Source organism: Kordiimonas sp. (genome assembly GCF_048260245.1).
In the GTDB taxonomy this organism is placed as follows: domain Bacteria; phylum Pseudomonadota; class Alphaproteobacteria; order Sphingomonadales; family Kordiimonadaceae; genus Kordiimonas.
Window position 1 is genome coordinate 118,260 of record NZ_JBLXGZ010000007.1, and the last position, 17,886, is coordinate 136,145.

Here is a 17,886-nt window from a genome sequence, read left to right on the forward strand (position 1 = left end):
TTACGCCCAAAGGGGTGTTGCGCGGGGGCAAACGTGCAGCGATATGGCCATACTGCGACGCACCTGATTTTAGGAGAGAGTTATGTACTGGAAACAATCGCTGGGCTCATTTGTTGTGACAGTCGCGCTCGCCACCGCGACCAGCGCGCAGGACAACTGGAGCTACTCCGGTTCTAATGGTCCAGACAATTGGGGCGCGGGTTCCAGCGTATGTGCCAATGGTTCCATGCAGTCACCAATCGTGATCGAAGGCACAGAGCCGGTGTATCTGAACCGGCTTGAGACCCATTATATGGTCTCTCCGCTGGTTATGCATAATGACCGTCACACGGTGCGCTTCAACTATGCGCCCGGCAGCAAGATGAAAATCGGCGCCAAAGAATATGAGCTGAAAAACTTCCACTTTCATACACCAGCGGAACACCGGGTGCTGACATCCAGCTACCCGATGGAGATCCATTTCGACCATGCGGCAGCCGACGGCACCCTTGCCCGTATTGCTGTGCTTGTGAAAGAAGGCAAAAGCAATATGGCTGCAGAGGAAATATGGCCTCATTTGCCCATCGAACCCGACCAAACCTCTCGACGAGAAGAGGTAAAGGTCAACGCTCGCGACCTGATGCCCAACAACCGTATTTTTTATCGGTACATGGGGTCACAAACAACACCACCCTGTAGCGAGGGGGTGAACTGGTACATATTCAAGGAGCCGGTAGAGTTCTCCAGTCAGCAGATTGCCGCTTTGCGCGGTATCATGGGGGAAAACGCGCGTCCCCTGCAGCCGCGCAATAACCGGATGATCCTTGATGGTTTGCCTAACTGATAACCAATACCGCCATACTGGCAATAGCGGCGCGCGTGCCGCGCTAGGCCTTGTGTTCTTACTTGTGGTCACTGCATGTGCAGCAGGCGGTCCAAGCCGCCGATCTGTTGCACCGGATGCGAGGGCGCAGCCTATTGCCCCCGCCGTGGAGCAGGCACTTTGTGAGGGGCGTGCAACCGATGCCGCCCGTATCTTGACGTCAGAGCCCTTGTCATCCCCAGCAGATCGTTTTTACACCGGGCTGGCGCTGGAAGAAAGCGGGCGTCCCATAGCTGCGCGCCGCATATATGCCTCTCTGATGACGTCCGGTGCACGAGATACTGTGTTTGTTCATTGTGGCAATACCGTATTGGCAGATGGCCCTATCAGCGCGGAAGCTGGCCGGCGTCTGGCCTTGGTTGCAACCCGGCTTCAAGCGATGGATGTTGCCCGGACGGAGCCCCTTCAGTTCACCGGCGCCCTGCCAACCACCCGCGAAAAGCCAGCCGATACGACCAGAAAAACACCAGCCTCATCAGCGGCCACGGCGCAGCGCAGCGACGTCACGCGGCCGTCAGGCAGTTCACCTTTGGGGCGCTGGTTTGCCCATTTTGCGTCCTACCGGTCGTATGATCACGCCATGACCGGCAAGAGCAGCCTGGAAAAACAATATCCTGCGCTGAGTGGTATCATCGACCAATGGGAAGTCAACGTTGGTGGCTACGCACTTCGCCTCGGTGTGAGGCTGAGTGATCGTGCCGATGCTTCGTCGCTCTGCGCGCAGGTCAAGAGCCAGGGAGAATACTGCGCGGTCATGGATACCTCACAATGACACTGAAGCCCCGTAAAATGCCATAGCAGATCAGCTTCCCGCCAGCGGCTTAATTTCTCTCTGGTAGTTGAGACGTCATCCGCATAAGATGGCGCCCGTTTCGCAAGCTTGTCGCTGGCTGACAGCTTAAAATAATCGATAGAGCGGTAGGCGGTACCGCCACAATGTATCAGATGTATCCATTACAACCGTATGGGTTACGCGCGTAACTAGAGTACTCTGGGGAGAGAAAAAAAATGGCTGCTACACAACACGCTCATTGGTCGTCACGGTGGGCCTTTTTGCTGGCTGCGGTCGGCAGTGCCGTCGGGCTCGGCAATATCTGGAAATTTCCCTACGAAGCAGGACAAGGCGGCGGCGGCGCTTTTGTGCTGGTTTATCTGGTTTTTGTCTTCCTGATCGGCACGCCAATGCTGGTGGCTGAGCTGTCGCTGGGACGGCGCGGACAGATGTCACCGATCAACTCAATGGCGAAAGTCGCGCGTGAAGAAAAACGCAGTGCGCTGTGGTCTCTTATCGGCTGGTCCGGTGTGGTTGGTGCGTTCATCGTGATCAGCTTTTACTCCGTGGTCGGCGGCTGGACCCTTGCCTATGTGATAAAATCCGCGACCGGCGAATTCAACAACATCACCGCCGCTGCAAGTGCCGACACGTTTGTTGCCTACATCAGTGACCCGGTGAAAACGATTGTGTCGCATGTTGCCTTCATGGCCATCACGATTTTTATCGTTGCCAAGGGTGTGCAAGGCGGACTTGAGAAAGCTGTCACTTTCCTGATGCCCGCGCTGTTTGCGCTGCTGTTAATTCTTGTAATCTATTCCGGGATCGCCGGTGATTTCAAAGCCACGATCAATTTCCTGTTCAATCCGGATTTTGACAAACTGTTTTATTCCGAGACCGTATCGGCGACGGGCGAAACCGTGCGCCACTTCAGCCTCGACACCGTGTTACAAGCGCTGGGGCAATCTTTCTTCTCACTGTCGCTCGCGCTGGGGTCAATCATGACGTATGGCTCCTACCTCACCCGCGATGTGAACCTCGGCAAATCTGCGGTACTGATTGCAAGTGCGGACAGCGCCGTTGCCCTGATGGCTGGTCTCGCCATCTTCCCGATCGTGTTTGCTTACGGCCTTGATGTTGGCCAGGGCGGCGGGCTCGTCTTTATGACCTTGCCTATCGCTTTTGGGCAGATGCCGTTTGGCATTGTTGTTGGCACGCTTTTCTTCGCACTTCTGGCAGTTGCAGCAATCACCAGCTCAATCTCGCTGCTTGAGCCGCCAGTATCCTACATCGAGGAAAAAACCAACATGAGCCGCCGCAAGGTGGCACTGACCATGGGTATCCTTGCGGGTCTCGTAGGCGTTCTTTCGGCCTACAGCCAGGGCACCAACATGCTCTCGGATGTACGTATTTTTGGGCTCAGCATTATGGATGCCAAGGACTTCCTGACCAACAACATCATGATGCCACTGGCGGGCATGTTCACGGCCTTGTTCGTAGGCTGGTTCGTCAGCCGCAAATCCATGATGGATGAACTGGCACTTGAAGACCGCACCTTCCGTGTCTGGTATTTCCTTGTGCGGTTTGTCAGCCCGGTTGCGGTGGGTGTGATTTTCGTGAAAATCATCTTTGACGTCATCACTGGCTAACCGTGGACGCCTTGCAAAAACAAAAAAAAGGGGCTCAAACGGCCCCTTTTTTAGTGCCGGATGTCCATGTGCTAGTGAGCGTCAGCGATCGCCTGAATACGCTCCACCATCGCGAAAAGACCGTTGGCGCGCCCCGGTGAAAGATGAGAAGCGAGGCCAAGCTGGTCAAGGATGGTGCGGGCATCCGTCGCCTTGATATCGTCAGCCGTCTTGCCCGAGAAAATGAGTAAGACCACAGCCACAAGGCCCTTGACGATATGGGCGTCACTATCACCGCGCAGATAAATGCGGCCATCATCGGCCACTTCGGGGATCAACCAAACCTGGCTCTGGCATCCGCGCACTTTATACGCGTCAGTCATCTCGTTCGCCGCAAGCGGCGGCAACTGGCGGCCAAGGTCGATGATATAGCGGTACTTGTCTTCCCAGTCCTCGAGAAACTCGAATGCGTCTAAAATTTCAACGATCGTTGTATTTTCAAGCGACATCATCTATCCAAAACGCTAGGGTACCTTGACAGACGGGCCATTCGCCCGACCTAATGTCTCGAGTGTCTAAAGGATCAGGCCACAAAATTAAAGGCCAAAAACCACACGACCAAAGCGAGGGGAGCGCTGAATGTCATCCAACCAACCGGGCTATCCGAAGCCCGCCTATGCCTGGTATATGGTCGCGCTGCTGCTCGTCATCTATACCTTTTCTTTCATCGATCGCCAGATTCTCGGGCTTCTTGGCCCCGCGATCAAAGCCGATTTTGGCATTTCCGACACCCAGTTTGGCGTGCTGACAGGTTTTGCCTTCGCCGTTTTCTATACTGCCTTTGGCCTGCTGTGCGCGCGCTACGCCGATAGTGGCAATCGCCGCGGCCTGATCGTTATTGGCCTGTTTCTCTGGAGCCTTATGACCGCCGCCTCATCGCTTGCACGCAGCTTTGGTTCGCTGTTCCTTTTGCGCATGGGCGTGGGCGTGGGTGAAGCGACACTCGCGCCCGCAGCCAGTTCAATGCTGGCAGATACCTTCCCCAAGGAGCGCCTGTCAACCGCCCTCTCTGTCTACTCAATGGGCATTCCCGTTGGCTCCGCCCTTGCCTTCATTGTTGGCGGCGCCGTGATCGACTTCGCCGAACAACTTCCCGATATTGACGTACCCGGTTACGGCCTCATGGGGGGCTGGCAAAAGGCGTTCCTGATGGTCGGCATTCCGGGCCTGTTGCTCACCCTGCTGATGTTCACCATCAAGGAGCCGGTGCGCAAGGGCGCCGTGGGCTCTGGCTCCGCCATTCCGGTCCGTGATGTGCTACGGTATTTCCGCAGCAAGTTCCGCGCCTATGCTGGCATCTGCATCGGTGTTTCGATGAATGCCGCGCTTGGCTTTGGCAGCGTGATCTTCCTGCCGTTCTTTTTTGTGCGCTACCACAATATGGCACCGTCTGACGTTGGGATCACCTTTGGCCTGATCTCGCTTGTCACCGGTCCGCTTGGGCTTTTGTTTGGCGGCTGGCTGGCCGACCGGCTATACAAAAAGGGCCGAAAGGACGCCCATATTCTCGCATTGATGGCGGCCCCACTAGGCTTTGCCATCCCGTCGTTCACCCTGCCCTTCATCGCGGACACAAACACCGCATGGGCTGTACTCGCGGTCTCGAACTTCTTTATCAATTCACCCTCCGGTGTGGCATTTGCCAGCCTACAGGTCATCACACCTAACCAAATGCGTGGGCAGATCGTCTCCATCTATGTGATGTGTACCAGCATCATCGGCTACGGTGCCGGACCTTTCGCGCTGGGTTTCTTCACCGATTATATTTTTGGAGACGAGATGAAGCTTAACCTTTCGTTCCTGCTGCTAGCGCTGATCACCGTGCCCGTGGGCATAGGCGCGTTCCTGTGGGGTCGCAAGGCCTTCGCCCGCGCAGTTGTGGAAGAAGAAGACCGACTGCAGACAAGCGGTAGTTAAGCCGGGGCTGTACCAGACGCCGGATTTATGTACTCTATGCCCTGAAATACGATGAGGGGATGAACGATGCACATGGTATCACGCTGCGGACTGGCACTGCTTGCCGCAATATCAATCAACCTCGGCCTGTGGGCCGAGCAAGACACGAAAGCTGAGCTACCCGACGCCCGCGAAGGCGAAGGCCAATACGGACGTCTTGTCCTGCGTGGCGGCTACATCATTGACGGCACAGGCGGACCGGCTTACGGACCAGCTGACGTTGTCATCGAGAACAACCGCATCACCGAAATCAAGATTGTTGGCACACCGGACAGCCCCATCAAGCCGGAAGGCCGCCCCGCCAAGGGCGACCGTGAGCTTGATGTGACCGGCAAATACATTTTGCCGGGCTTCGTTGACGTTCATACCCATATTCACGGCAAGGACTTTGGCCAGGGTGTCAGCCCCGACTATATCTTCAAGCTTTGGCTTGCACACGGTGTCACCACGGCGCGGGTTGTGGGGTATAGCGGCTTTGAACGCACGCTGGATTTCAAGCGCCGCAGCGCTGAAAACAAGATCACCGCACCGCGCCTGCTCGCCTACCCTGAATTTGATGGTGTGGGGAGCGTGAAGGAAGCGCGGGAGATCATCCAGCGCTATAAAAAAATGGGTGCTGACGGTGTCAAGTTTCTCGGCAACCCGAAAAAGATCCTGCTGGCGGGGCTTGATGAAGCTGAAAAACTAGGCCTTCGCACCACAATGCACCACGCACAAACCGCCGTAACAGATGCTAACGTGCTGGATACTTCCGCCCACGGCCTCGATAGCATGGAACACTGGTACGGCCTGCCCGAAGCCATGTTTGAGGACAGGCTCATTCAGGACTACCCATCTGACTATATTTATACCGACGAGATGGACCGCTTTGGCGAAGCAGGCAAACTGTGGAAACAAACGGCCAAACCGGGATCTGACAAATGGAACGAGGTGATGGATACGCTTCTCGAGCGTGATTTTGCCATCAACCCCACCTTTACCATTTATGTTGCATCACGCGATCTGATGCGTATGAGCCGCGCCATATGGCACGACGAATATACCATGCCTGCGCTGTGGGATTTTTACCGCCCGAGCGAAGTTGCACACGGGTCCTACTGGTTTGACTGGACGACCGAGCACGAGATTGAGTGGAAGAAGAACTACAAGCTGTGGATGCAGTTCATCAACGATTATAAAAACCGTGGCGGCAAGGTCGGCGTTGGCAGCGACACCGGTTATATCTACAGCCTCTATGGTTTTGGCTACATCCAGGAGTTTGAACTGCTGCAGGAGGCCGGGTTCCACCCGCTGGAGGTCATTCGCTCGGCCACCTATATCGGTGCGCAGGAGCTGGGCATGGAAGACGAGATCGGCGCGGTTGAAGTAGGCAAGATGGCTGACCTTGTGGTTGTGGATGAGAACCCCTTGCATAACTTCAAGGTTCTCTATGGCACCGGTGCGGTGAAACTGAACCGGGAATCTGGCCTTGTGGAACGCGTGGGCGGCGTCCGCTGGACCATCAAGGACGGCATCATTTATGACGCATTCAAACTGCGCGCTGATGTGCGCGAGATGGTGCGTGGGGCAAAAATTGAAGCCGGCATGAACCCTGACAAGCCACTGGCAATCGCCAACAGCCCGGCAAGTGAATAAATGCTGACAGGGTAATAAAACAAAGGGCGGTGACACCATCGCCCTTTGTTTCACGGGCAGAGCCCCGAAGTATTGTGCTCCTAGCGGGTAGGCTGGTTGGAAAGGTTCGGCAGGCCGGCACCGATGTCAACACCAATGCACCCCAGATCATTTGCGCCTGCGCTCACAAGCCCGCCAAGGTCATCGGCCGGACCGTCGCCCCACGCATAATTGCCAAACAGATAATAGTGCCCCAAGCCGCCACGACCGAGAAGTGGCAAGCCCAGAGCTTGAGCCGCGCGCTTGGGATCGTTATTATAAACCAGATCCATGCTGGTAAGGGTGCCGCATCCATAGAAGGACATGGCTTCGAACCAGCCAGCCAAAAATTCTCTGACTTCAGGCACAAAATACTCAAGCATGTTGAAACCTACCGGGTTCTCCTGCTGGCGCGCGGCAACTGCCGTGCCCATCACCCGGTATTCATAGCGGGCGCGGTCCACCCTTTCGACCAGCACCACATTGGGAAGCGCGGCTCCCAGTGCCATGGGATTGAACTTGTCACGCGTTGGCACAAGCTCGCCGTCAACCCTCAGGCTGTCCCACACTTCATAGACTGTCCGGAAAATCGGGTTATCCTGAATACACCTAATCATACACGCGCCCCATCCAACGACTGTGATCATAGTATTAGGGGGCTGCCGGGCCTCAGGCAACGGTAAACGCGTATAAAAAGAGGGCGGTGAAATCACCGCCCTTGTCTTTCACGTCCGGAGAGGTCGGAAAGAGAGTGTCTAAGATTTAGTCTTCGAGGGCCCTAAGCTCGCGCTCCAGACGGAAACGTTTGCTGGTCATATAGGCCTCCATGTCGCTGGTGCGACGTTCGATATCGCGGAAGCGGCGGCGCAGTTCAGCCGCGGTATAATCCGGGCTCTTGCGGGTCTGACGCCAGAATTCTTCTTCCTCATCATCGCGGTAGAGATCGTCGGGCTGGGGATCCAGCGCCATGCCAAGTACCAGATACCCGATGATAAAGAGCCAGAAGCCAGTGAATATAGCACCCACAATGGTCAGAAACCGCACCAGGCCAACCTTGACGCCGAGATAATCGGCAATACCGGCACAAACCCCCATGAAACGACCCTCTTGCGGGATCTTGTAGAGCTTGGTGGGACGTGTTTTATAATTTGTCATGGTGGCGGCTCCTCCAGTCGGGAACTTCATCGTCCATGATGCGTTCCATGGTGCGCAGGCGCTCTTCAAGACGGTCGGCGGCGCTACGCAGGTCACCGAGCGATGCTTCGTCTTCAGCCGTGATGCCCTTCATCTGTTTCCATTTCGTAATGTAGTGGAAAATGATCCAGAGCGGGAAGACGATCACCAGCAATAGGATTGCTACAACTTCCATTTTATCAGCCTCTTCCTCTTTTTATTTTTTGTTTTAGCCTGCCACGGGAAGGACGTGCCACCCAGTGGCGGGCGCTGATTATTTCGATGCTGCTTTTTTAACAGCAGGTGTGGAAGCTGGCGCTTTTTTCGCAGATCCGCCTGCTGTTTTGGCCTTGAGGGCTGCGAGCTCCTGCTCGATGTCATCATCGGCTTCCAGTTCGCGGAACTGGTCTTCAAGGTTCTCACCGCGCCCCATTGTCATGGCTTCGGCTTCACCTTCAAGGCGGTCAAGACGGGCATCAACCTTGTCGAAGCGATCAAACGCGTCCTGAATGCGACCATCATAGAGGTTCTTGCGCACCCGCACCTGATTGGATACCGACTTGTGCCGAGCCTGAATGCTGGCTTTTTTGGCACGGGCTTCGCGAAGCTTGGCATCAAGCTTGATGACGTCTTCTTCAATGCGGCTCAGCGCATCCTGAAGATGCTTCAGTTCTTCCGTCAGGTGCGTTTCCATGTCAGCCACCTTGGCTTTCTCAACAAGCGCACCCTTGGCAAGGTCGTCCCGGCCCTTGGAGATGGCAAGCTCTGCTTTTTTCTCCCACTCGGCCTGTGCTTTTTTCACCTTGCCAATCCGACGCTCGATATCCTTCTGGTCAGCGATCGTCTTGGCCGCAGAGGACCGAACCTCCACAAGCGTGTCTTCCATTTCCTGGATGACCATACGGATGATTTTTTCCGGATCCTCGGCTTTGTCGAGGATGGCATTGATATTCGAATTGATGATGTCGCTCAGACGGGAAAAAATACCCATGTTTTAGTTTCCTTTCTTAAGTACTCGCCCTTTCGGGTTCCTCGCTACGTGTCCCGGGTGGCATTCGCTGGCCATTTTTTGGGACTTCCTCCCCGATTTATGCACCGGGTGCAACCTGGGCCGGATTTATATCTTTTGGCCTCTTTTTAGTTGCTGGCCCGGCGTCCCTCGCGTGACGCCGGGCACAAGGTTCAGAACTAGTGCAGACGGCGACGACGACGCTCAATGCGGCGTGTGCGGCGGCCGGTAACATTGCGGCCATCCGACTGGCGGATAAGGCCAAAACCGGCAATCAGGCCATCAACCTCCTCGCTAGTACGGTTGATGCTGGAAAGTGCCGAGCTGAGTTGCAACATCTTGTTCATTGTCTTGTCCTCTAGTCCTGTGTTCGCTGTCATTTTTGTTATCGTCAGTCTTTTTTGTAATCATCTCTCGCTGACGACCACATATTTGCAGGCCCCGTGCCAGTTTTTCAAAAAATGTTAAGCAATTGATTTAAAGAGATATTTTATTTTTTCACTTGCTTTACAGTGCCAAAAGAGTGATATAATTACCAATAATTGGTGTAATTTACTGAATATTGGCATATGGAAATTCGACAAGATCAAATTATTGGCAGTTCGCCCGCACTACTAGACCTGATGGACCAGATCAGTCGTGCCGCACCGCTTGACCGCCCCTTGCTTGTCATTGGAGAGCGCGGCACCGGTAAGGAACTCATCGCAGCACGGCTGCACTATCTATCCAATCGCTGGAATAAACCGTTTCAGAAAATGAACTGCGCGGCCCTTGCGGAAACACTTCTGGAAAGTGAGTTGTTCGGCTACGAGCAAGGCGCCTTCACCGGCGCACGAGGCAGGCGCGCCGGGCGGTTTGAGGCCGCGGACGAAGGCAGCCTCTTCCTCGACGAGATTGGCACCATGAGCATGTCTGCGCAGGAAAAACTTCTGCGCGTCATTGAGTATGGTGAGTTTGAGCGCGTCGGCGGCAATGAAACCATTGAGGTCAATGTGCGGGTGGTCGGTGCCACCAACATTGACCTGCCCGCAGCTGCGGATGCGGGCGAGTTCCGCCACGACCTTCTGGACCGGCTGGCTTTTGATGTGCTGACCGTGCCACCCCTGAGGGAACGGCGTGAAGACATCATGACACTTGCCGACCACTTTGGTCGCGGCATGGCACGCGAGCTTGAATGGCTGACTTTCCCCGGTTTCAGCGATGTCGCGACAGAAGCCATGATGGATCATCACTGGCCGGGTAATGTGCGGGAGCTTAAAAATGTGGTCGAGCGCGCCATATACCGTGCGTGGGATGGTGAGCAACCGGTGTGCAACATTATCTTTGACCCGTTCGACAGCCCCTTCCGGCCACCAGCCAAGACCAACAGGAAACAGCGAGAGGCGACAACAACAACCAACCGGCCCCTAAAGCCCGCCGAACAAGTCCCCCTGATGCCTGAAGGCCCATTCGATTTTCGGGCCGAGGTCACAGCGCAGGAAAAGCGTTTGCTCGAGCATGCGCTCAAGCGCAACCGCTTCAACCAGCGTGCCACCGCAGCCCATTTGAAACTGACCTACGACCAGCTCAGGCATTGCTTAAAAAAACACGACCTTTTGTAAGCAATATCGCGCTTGACCCCACCTGGAGGCAGGCCCATAGTGCCGCCATGTCTGAAAACCCGTTCATAAAGAAGCGTCAACGGTCACGCAGGAAAGCGACCTTCCTGCTGGGCACACGTAACGTCATTGGGCTCATCGTCCTTAGCCTCGTGGCCTACGCCGCCTTTCGCCTTTGGGTCGGCAACCCGGCGGATAGCATGTGTGATGGTGAATGTGAAAGCCTTTATAGCTTGCTCACATGGGTGCTGGGTTTTGTCATCATGTTTGCCTGCGTTATTGGCGCTGGCGCCGTGATCGGCCTTCTGGTCGGAGCGCTGCGACGCCGTAGCCATAATCGCAAGGATACCTTTGCTCGCCTGCACGCAGAAAGCGGAGAAAAAGACCCGCCATCTAGCCAAGACTAATTCACCATTTCATGCTTGCTGGCGGGGCAGCGCGAGTGCCAACATTTGTCGGCTTCGGCGGTGACCATTTCTTTGATAAGGCAACCTTCACGCCGCCCTGTGTCGACGTACTCGCCCGGGTCAAAATCTGCTCCCCGACCACAGTGCACATCGCAATAACCGCCATGTAGTGATAAAACAGGTCAAAGGCTGCGATATTAACGGTCAGCCCGCCAATGGCGTATCCCACCAGCCCCAGTTGCGCGGCAGCGCTCAAGTCGCCAACCCATCGTGTTTCGTCAAATTGTCGAAATCGCTTTGCGTTGGAAGAACCAGCATACCAGGCAGTGAACAGCATTGTCATGAAAAGTGTCAGGCCCACATAACCATGTTCGGCCAGCACCTCAAAATAAACCGAATGCGGTGCCCGCGGGGTATGTCCTGGAGGCATATAAACCTCCTGTGCACGCCTGACGTAGAAAACATTAAAGCCACCGCCCTCTATTGGATTGTCATCCGCTACATTTGATGAAAATTTCCACATGACCACACGGCCCAGAAAACTGGAATCCTCGGTCGCTGAGCCGGTACTTTCGATGCGGTTTTTCCAGCTATCGGGCACAAGAAAATAGCCGCCGACCAAAACAGGGATCATCACCGCCATGAGCTTGAATTTATACTTTGACTTCATAAGCATCATGCCCAGCACACCCGCGAGCGCAACGAAGCCCCCGCGAGACTGAGTGCCAACCACAGAGACCATGATGGCCAAGGCGACGCCCATTATGGGCCATTTCAAGTGTCTATGCGGGGGATGCTGGACATAATAGAAAGCCATCGGCACCAGCATCGCCATAGCCATCGCAAGCTGGTTATTATCTTCCATCATGCCGCCTGCGCCCTGTACACGGCCACTACCGCCGGACAGCACAGTAAACAGGCCACCTTTGATGCCGATGAAGGCGAGAGATGTCACCATCACCAGCACAAAGGCTCTCAAGCGGTTGGGTGATTTCATCACCATCACAGTAACAAAGGCGAATAACATCACCTTCATAAGATATGTTAGCTTCTCTGAGGAATACCCCGGCTCAAAACCGGCAATCGTGGTGAAAACCGCCCAGAGTAAATACAGCAGCATCGCTACCACAACTGGATGACCGGGCAGGTTTTTCTTGTCTTTCGACAAAATGAGCCCACCCAATGTCATGGCGGCAACAAAATCCAGAAAAGGAAATGTGGTTGCAAATCCGTAAGACTGCTTGTGAGGGTTCATGTGCGAAATCCAATCCCACAACAGAACCCCGATATAGGGTTTGAAGAGGATGAACGGCATCCACATAAATAAGAGCAAAGCTACAATTGCGCCGCGCATCCACCATTTCCTTCGTCATATACTGACCCACCCGGCACCCACTTTGACAGACAGTCCCCGCCTGATGCAAGTGTATCGCTTGACACACCTTTTTCAAACCATAGCATGGGCGCATATCAGGAGGAGGAATATGATGCGCCAATTTGCCCTGCTATTTGCAGCCTTGGTACTGGGCACCAGCATTGCAACCGCTCAGGACACGGTCGAAAGCACCGCTCAGAACGCGGATGTGGTTATATGGGGCGGCCCCATCTACACGGCTGACGACGCCATGCCGGAGGCAGAAGCTGTCGCCATTCGTGGTGGCCGCTTCGTATATGTGGGTTCCCGCGTTGGCGCTGAAGCAATGGTTGGCAACGCCACCACAGTCATGTCACTGGATGGCGCCGCCCTCTTTCCCGGCTTTACAGATGCCCATGCTCACATGTCCGGTATTGGCGACCGCGAGCTTACGCTGAATCTGGAGGGCACAGCTTCCATTGAAGATATGAAGCAAACATTGCTGGCGTGGTCATCTGACCACGGCGTGCCCTTGTTATATGGGCGCGGCTGGATTGAAACCCATTGGCCAGAGGCCCGCTTTCCAACACGTTGGGATATTGATGCTGTGTTACCCGATGTGCCGGTCATCCTGACCCGCGCCGACGGCCATGCCCTTGTCGCCAACTCAAAGGCATTGGAGATGGCGGGCGTCGATAGCCAGACAGAAGCTCCTTATGGCGGCGACATTCTCAAAAACGCACTGGGAGAGCCGACCGGCATGTTCATTGATGCCGCAATGAGCCTTTTGCAGGGGCTGGCCCCGGAACAGACTGAAGCGGACCTTGACCGGCAACTAACCGTCGCCAGCGACGTATATGCCCGTTACGGCTGGACGGGCATGCACAACATGTCGGTACCATGGACACATGTCGAGGCACTCGAGATGCTCTCAGGCACAGGCGATGTGAAAATACGTGTCTACAATTCCATTGAACCTGGTGACGCAGACAAGCTTTTTGTCGGTGGGCAGCGCAAAAGCGAGAATGGCCACATTGTAACCCGCGCCATCAAACTTTATATGGACGGCGCGCTTGGCTCACGTGGGGCGGCCCTGCTTGAGCCCTATGCCGACGCTGCAACCTCGGGCCTGCTTTTAACGACCAAAGAAGAGACGCTACCGCTCCTCCGCAAAGCCATATCGCTTGGCGTGCAGGTCAACATGCATGCCATCGGCGATCGCGGCAACCGGCTACTGCTGGACTGGTACGAGGAGGTCATGGAGGAGATTCCAAGCGTCGAACGGGCGATTGCCGAGCCACGCTGGCGTGACGAACATACCCAGATTGTCAGCCCGGACGATATCCCGCGTTACAAGGCGTTGGGCATTATCTCAAGCATGCAGCCAAGCCACGCCATCGGCGACCTGCATTTCGCCCCCGACAGACTGGGCGAGGACCGTCTTGTCGGTGCTTACGCATGGCAAAGTTTTATTGACAGCGGCGTGATCGTCGCCGGAGGCTCGGATGCCCCTGTGGAACGGGGCGACCCGCTTATTGAATTTTATGCCGCCATTTACCGGCATGACCTTGCCGGTTTCCAAGGGGATAACTGGCACGCAGAAGAAGCCGTCAGCCGCAGTGATGCCCTGAAGATGTTCACGCTGTGGCCGGCGACCGCCTCATTTGCAGAAGATGAGCTTGGCTCGATCAGTGTTGGCAAACAGGCAGACCTGACAGCCTTCTCCATCGACCTCATGAAGGCCGACCCGGCTGCCATTCCCAAGGCGAATGCCGTGATGACTATGGTCGGTGGAGAGGTGATCTACCTGAAGGAATAGCGGATACCGCCCTTTCAAACACAAAAGCCTGCGTGGAGAAATTTACGCGGGCTTTTATGTGCAACTTTTGTGTCGCGTTTCCCGCCCAGCGTCGTTTTATCAACCAAATGGATGAACATTGGGGAGGGAAACACGTGTCATTCACCTATAGGCCTGGCCATCCAAGCACTCGGGCGATTTTGATGGCGACTGCGATCGGCATATGCGCCTCCGTGGGCCAGGCCCCCCTTTCCCATGCCGATATTCCCGCTGCGCTCGTACCACAATCGGGTTACAGCCTTATCGGCACGCCACTGAGAAAACCAGCCTTCTCAGAAAACACTCTAAAGCAGCTAGAAGAAGACCTTGAGATTGCAAAAGCTCGGCTGCGTATCGCACCAAACCGCGAAGACAGCTATATCTGGCTTGGCAGGCGTCATGGTTATCTGGGCGACTACGCAAAAGCGGTAGAGGTTTTCAGCGCCGGGCTGGAACGCTTCCCTGAAAGCTACCGCCTGTTGCGTTACCGTGGCCGGCATCTGGCCCGCAGCCGCATGTTTGAACAGGCGATCACGGATTACCGGCAAGCCGCTTCGCTCATGGAAAACGTTCCCGACACCGTTGAGCCTGACGGCATGCCCAATGCCCTTGGCCTTCCGCTTGGCACCTACAAGTCAAATATCCATTATTACTGGGCGCAAACAAGTTTCGCGGTACAGGACTATGAGACCATGCTGACGGGGATGGAAAAATCCATGGAGTTCGTGTTGCCTCACGCCTACAATGATCTTCTCGTCCCCACCAGCCTTTGGCGTTATATCGCGCTCATGAAGCTGGGTCGTGCGCAGGAAGCCGATGCTGTACTAGCCGCTGTACCCAACGACCTAACCCTCATTGAAAATTACGCTTATTATGATGCGCTACTGCACCTGAAAGGGGAGCTTGAGCAAGTGGAGGCTAAGGCGGTCAACAATACCATGCTTGCTTTTGCGGCCGCGATGAAAGACCAGTTTGAAGGTCGTCATCAGGCAGCAGAGAAGCGCCTGCACGCGATCGTTGGGGGCAGCGCCCTCGGCTTCTGGCCCGCAGAAGTTGAACTGGTGACGACATACGCATATACGCCGCGCTGACAGCGATAACCTTAAGCGCCATCACTCTGGATTCCATCCCCATCTCCACCCCACGGGGCCGATCATACCCCTTCGGTTTCATTCCGATCCTCCCGGCCCCGAGCCCCGACACGATCCTTGGTCTGTCGGGGCTTTCTTTTGTCCACACGCAGGATATTGGCCGCCGCCGCCGCGGGGCGGCTTCCTTCTGAGCCAGACAGCAAAAAAGGCCCGGACACACGCCCGGGCCTTGTCATTTACTTTCGGCTCAGAAGGCGACCGTCCGTTCAGGACGCCATGCCTTCCTCAAGTGCTTTTTCCATCTTGGTAAACCCTTCCCGCACCCGTGGGCCGGGTGGTGCCGTCATCAAGCTCACCACGACGGTTACAAGGATAGCGGCAATACCGCCCGGCACGATCTCGAACATCACATCGCTTGGGTTTTGGCCACCGATGGTAAAGGGTGCATAAATCCAGATCAGCACCACAACAGCCCCGCTGATCATACCCGCGATCGCGCCCTTGGCGTTCATCCGTTTCCAGAACAGGCTCATGACCACCAGCGGACCAAATGCCGCACCAAAACCTGCCCAGGCATTGCCCACGAGTGACAACACACTGCTGGAACGGTCATAAGCCAGCGCAATGGCGACGAGCGCAACCGCCACAACCGAAGCCCGGCCGATCGCCACCAGCTCCTTCTGGCTGGCGTCCCGGCGAACAAAAAGCTTGTAAAAATCTTCGGTCAAGGAACTGGAAGACACCAGAAGCTGGCTTGAAATCGTACTCATGATCGCAGCCAAAATTGCCGCCAGCAGGAACCCGCCGATCAGCGGATGGAAAAGCAGCTGGGACAGCACGATAAAGATTGTCTCGGGGTCTCCGATTGGCAGGCCATTCTTTGTCATATAGGCCAGACCGATAAAACCGGTGGAAAGTGCGCCGATAACGGCAACAAACATCCAGCTCATGCCAATACGGCGGGCGACCTTCACGTCGCCGACCGACCGGATGGCCATAAACCTGACAATGATGTGCGGCTGCCCGAAATATCCCATACCCCACGACAGCGCGGAAATCACACTGATGACCGTGACCCCGCTGGTTATACTGACAAGGGTGGGATCAACGCTGCGCACAACGCGCATCATTTCACCGGCGCCGTCAAAATCCATAAAGGCAACAATGGGCACCATGATCAGCGCAACAAACATGATACAGCCCTGCACAAAGTCAGTCATGCTCACCGCGAGAAAGCCGCCGAACAGCGTGTAGGTAACCACCACGCCCGCCGTGATATAAAGACCAAGCTCATATGACAGCCCGAACGAACTTTCGAAAAGTTTGCCGCCCGCAACAACCCCAGACGAGGTATAGAGCGTGAAAAAGACGATGATGACCACCGACGGAATTACCCGCAACAAGTGGGAGCCATCCTCAAACCGGCGCTCGAAAAACTCCGGCAAGGTAATCGCATCTTCGGCCACCTCAGTATAAACCCTCAGCCGGGGTGCCACGAGCAGATAGTTGGCAAACGCACCGACAAAAAGCCCAAGTGCTAGCCACATATTGGAAAATCCCGAGAGGAAAACAGCACCCGGCAAGCCCATCAACAGCCAACCGCTCATGTCCGAAGCACCGGCTGAAAGCGCTGTGACCCCAGGTCCTAACTGGCGCCCACCCAGCATGTAACCCGACACATCATCGGTCGAGGTCCGGTAGGCATAAAGGCCAATCCCGAGCATGGTGATAAAATAAAGCGCCAATGAAACCAGAGTGCCGATTTCCATATTGTTCTCCCTTTAATTATTAACCTTTTCGCGCAGGTCATCGGGCGGCTGCTCCCCCACAGCCATCCGGCACGCGGTCGCTCATATAGCGAAGGCCCCCGCAAAAGCAGAGGCCTTGAATCTCAAATAGTTAGCAGCAATCCATATGCCACAAAGGGCCGTTTCTGTCAAACTTTCAGCCTGATGAATACCGTACCTGCACGGCCCTTGAAAGCGGCCCCGTACCATAAAAAAACCACCCCGCAGCAAGCGCGGGATGGTTTTCGGGAACTCGTCTGTTCAGGATATCATTTCGGCGGCATGATCACCTTGTCGATCACATGAATAACACCGTTGCTGGTGGCAATATCTGCCTTCACTACATTGGCGTCGCCCACCTTCACGCCGCCCATGGTGGCATCAACCTGCACGTCGCTGCCCTGTACGGTGGTCGCCGACAGTTTTTTACCCGCCAGGTCAGCAGACATCACTTTGCCCGGCACCACATGGTAGGTGAGAATGGCAACAAGCTTGGCCTTGTTCTCGGGCTTCAGCAGCGTCTCAACCGTGCCAGCCGGCAGCGCGGCAAAGGCGGCGTCCGTTGGCGCAAATACCGTGAAGGGGCCGTCGCTTTTGAGCGTGTCCACAAGGCCCGCAGCCTTTACCGCCGCGACAAGGGTGTTAAAGCTGCCCGCTTCCACCGCGGTATCGACGATGTCGGCGCTGTGATTCATGTGG

Annotated in this window: 18 protein-coding genes; 9 read left to right on the top strand and 9 right to left on the bottom strand. The window is 55.5% G+C overall.

Going from position 1 to position 17,886, the window contains the following annotated elements:
* Window positions 1-82 precede the first annotated feature (82 nt).
* From ACN0VM_RS05995 to ACN0VM_RS06005, 3 genes are all read left to right on the top strand, one after another.
* Window positions 83-823: a carbonic anhydrase gene (locus tag ACN0VM_RS05995; RefSeq protein WP_417449948.1), complete on the top strand. Its 741-nt coding sequence runs from the start codon at window positions 83-85 to the stop codon at window positions 821-823.
* Window positions 807-1,634 (top strand): hypothetical protein, encoded by an 828-nt coding sequence (locus tag ACN0VM_RS06000; RefSeq protein WP_417449949.1) that lies wholly within the window; start codon window positions 807-809, stop codon window positions 1,632-1,634. Before ACN0VM_RS05995 ends, ACN0VM_RS06000 begins: the two co-directional genes overlap by 17 nt.
* A 236-nt stretch (window positions 1,635-1,870) precedes the next feature.
* Window positions 1,871-3,283, top strand: coding sequence for a sodium-dependent transporter (locus ACN0VM_RS06005; protein ID WP_417449950.1), 1,413 nt, complete (start codon window positions 1,871-1,873; stop codon window positions 3,281-3,283).
* 71 nt (window positions 3,284-3,354) lie between these two features.
* Here ACN0VM_RS06005 and ACN0VM_RS06010 read toward each other — a convergent pair whose 3' ends face one another.
* Window positions 3,355-3,771, bottom strand: a complete 417-nt coding sequence (locus ACN0VM_RS06010) for a SufE family protein (RefSeq protein WP_417449951.1) — start codon at window positions 3,769-3,771, stop codon at window positions 3,355-3,357.
* Window positions 3,772-3,901: 130 nt separating this feature from the next.
* On the opposite strand from ACN0VM_RS06010, the gene ACN0VM_RS06015 reads away from it, so the two are divergent.
* Together ACN0VM_RS06015 and ACN0VM_RS06020 are read left to right on the top strand one after the other, a co-directional pair.
* A complete protein-coding gene (locus tag ACN0VM_RS06015; RefSeq protein ID WP_417449952.1) occupies window positions 3,902-5,239 on the top strand; it encodes a spinster family MFS transporter in 1,338 nt (445 codons plus the stop codon).
* Window positions 5,240-5,305: 66 nt separating this feature from the next.
* Window positions 5,306-6,913 carry an amidohydrolase family protein gene (locus ACN0VM_RS06020; RefSeq protein ID WP_417449953.1) on the top strand — a complete coding sequence of 536 codons (1,608 nt, stop codon included), beginning with the start codon at window positions 5,306-5,308 and terminating at the stop codon, window positions 6,911-6,913.
* Window positions 6,914-6,993: 80 nt separating this feature from the next.
* Here ACN0VM_RS06020 and ACN0VM_RS06025 read toward each other — a convergent pair whose 3' ends face one another.
* The 5 genes from ACN0VM_RS06025 to ACN0VM_RS06045 form a co-directional block, all read right to left on the bottom strand.
* Window positions 6,994-7,548, bottom strand: coding sequence for a PAS domain-containing protein (locus ACN0VM_RS06025; protein ID WP_417449954.1), 555 nt, complete (start codon window positions 7,546-7,548; stop codon window positions 6,994-6,996).
* Between the two features lie 145 nt (window positions 7,549-7,693).
* Window positions 7,694-8,086: an envelope stress response membrane protein PspC gene (gene pspC, locus ACN0VM_RS06030; RefSeq protein ID WP_417449955.1), complete on the bottom strand. Its 393-nt coding sequence runs from the start codon at window positions 8,084-8,086 to the stop codon at window positions 7,694-7,696.
* Entirely contained in the window at window positions 8,073-8,300 is a 228-nt protein-coding gene (gene pspB / locus ACN0VM_RS06035) for an envelope stress response membrane protein PspB (protein WP_417449956.1), read from the bottom strand. The genes pspC and pspB overlap by 14 nt, the downstream gene beginning before the upstream one ends.
* A gap of 78 nt (window positions 8,301-8,378) precedes the next feature.
* Window positions 8,379-9,095, bottom strand: a complete 717-nt coding sequence (pspA, locus tag ACN0VM_RS06040; RefSeq protein ID WP_417449957.1) for a phage shock protein PspA — start codon at window positions 9,093-9,095, stop codon at window positions 8,379-8,381.
* A 197-nt stretch (window positions 9,096-9,292) separates the two neighbouring features.
* On the bottom strand, window positions 9,293-9,460 hold the full coding sequence (locus tag ACN0VM_RS06045) for a hypothetical protein (protein ID WP_417449958.1): 168 nt from the start codon (window positions 9,458-9,460) through the stop codon (window positions 9,293-9,295).
* 222 nt (window positions 9,461-9,682) lie between these two features.
* On the opposite strand from ACN0VM_RS06045, the gene pspF reads away from it, so the two are divergent.
* Together pspF and ACN0VM_RS06055 are read left to right on the top strand one after the other, a co-directional pair.
* Window positions 9,683-10,714: a phage shock protein operon transcriptional activator gene (gene pspF / locus ACN0VM_RS06050; RefSeq protein WP_417449959.1), complete on the top strand. Its 1,032-nt coding sequence runs from the start codon at window positions 9,683-9,685 to the stop codon at window positions 10,712-10,714.
* Window positions 10,715-10,761: 47 nt separating this feature from the next.
* Window positions 10,762-11,118: a hypothetical protein gene (locus ACN0VM_RS06055; protein ID WP_417449960.1), complete on the top strand. Its 357-nt coding sequence runs from the start codon at window positions 10,762-10,764 to the stop codon at window positions 11,116-11,118.
* Window position 11,119: 1 nt separating this feature from the next.
* On the opposite strand, the gene ACN0VM_RS06060 is transcribed toward ACN0VM_RS06055, so the two are convergent.
* A complete protein-coding gene (locus tag ACN0VM_RS06060) occupies window positions 11,120-12,472 on the bottom strand; it encodes a putative O-glycosylation ligase, exosortase A system-associated (RefSeq protein WP_417449961.1) in 1,353 nt (450 codons plus the stop codon).
* 130 nt (window positions 12,473-12,602) lie between these two features.
* Between ACN0VM_RS06060 and ACN0VM_RS06065 the strand changes: the two genes are divergently transcribed.
* Both ACN0VM_RS06065 and ACN0VM_RS06070 read left to right on the top strand, forming a co-directional pair.
* Window positions 12,603-14,291 carry an amidohydrolase gene (locus tag ACN0VM_RS06065; RefSeq protein ID WP_417449962.1) on the top strand — a complete coding sequence of 563 codons (1,689 nt, stop codon included), beginning with the start codon at window positions 12,603-12,605 and terminating at the stop codon, window positions 14,289-14,291.
* Between the two features lie 182 nt (window positions 14,292-14,473).
* Complete coding sequence (locus tag ACN0VM_RS06070) at window positions 14,474-15,400, top strand: tetratricopeptide repeat protein (protein ID WP_417449963.1); 927 nt, start codon at window positions 14,474-14,476, stop codon at window positions 15,398-15,400.
* 266 nt (window positions 15,401-15,666) lie between these two features.
* Here the strand turns inward: ACN0VM_RS06070 and putP are convergent, their stop codons facing one another.
* Both putP and ACN0VM_RS06080 read right to left on the bottom strand, forming a co-directional pair.
* Window positions 15,667-17,169: a sodium/proline symporter PutP gene (gene putP, locus ACN0VM_RS06075; RefSeq protein WP_417449964.1), complete on the bottom strand. Its 1,503-nt coding sequence runs from the start codon at window positions 17,167-17,169 to the stop codon at window positions 15,667-15,669.
* 287 nt (window positions 17,170-17,456) lie between these two features.
* Window positions 17,457-17,882, bottom strand: a complete 426-nt coding sequence (locus ACN0VM_RS06080; protein WP_417449967.1) for a fasciclin domain-containing protein — start codon at window positions 17,880-17,882, stop codon at window positions 17,457-17,459.
* Window positions 17,883-17,886 lie beyond the last annotated feature (4 nt).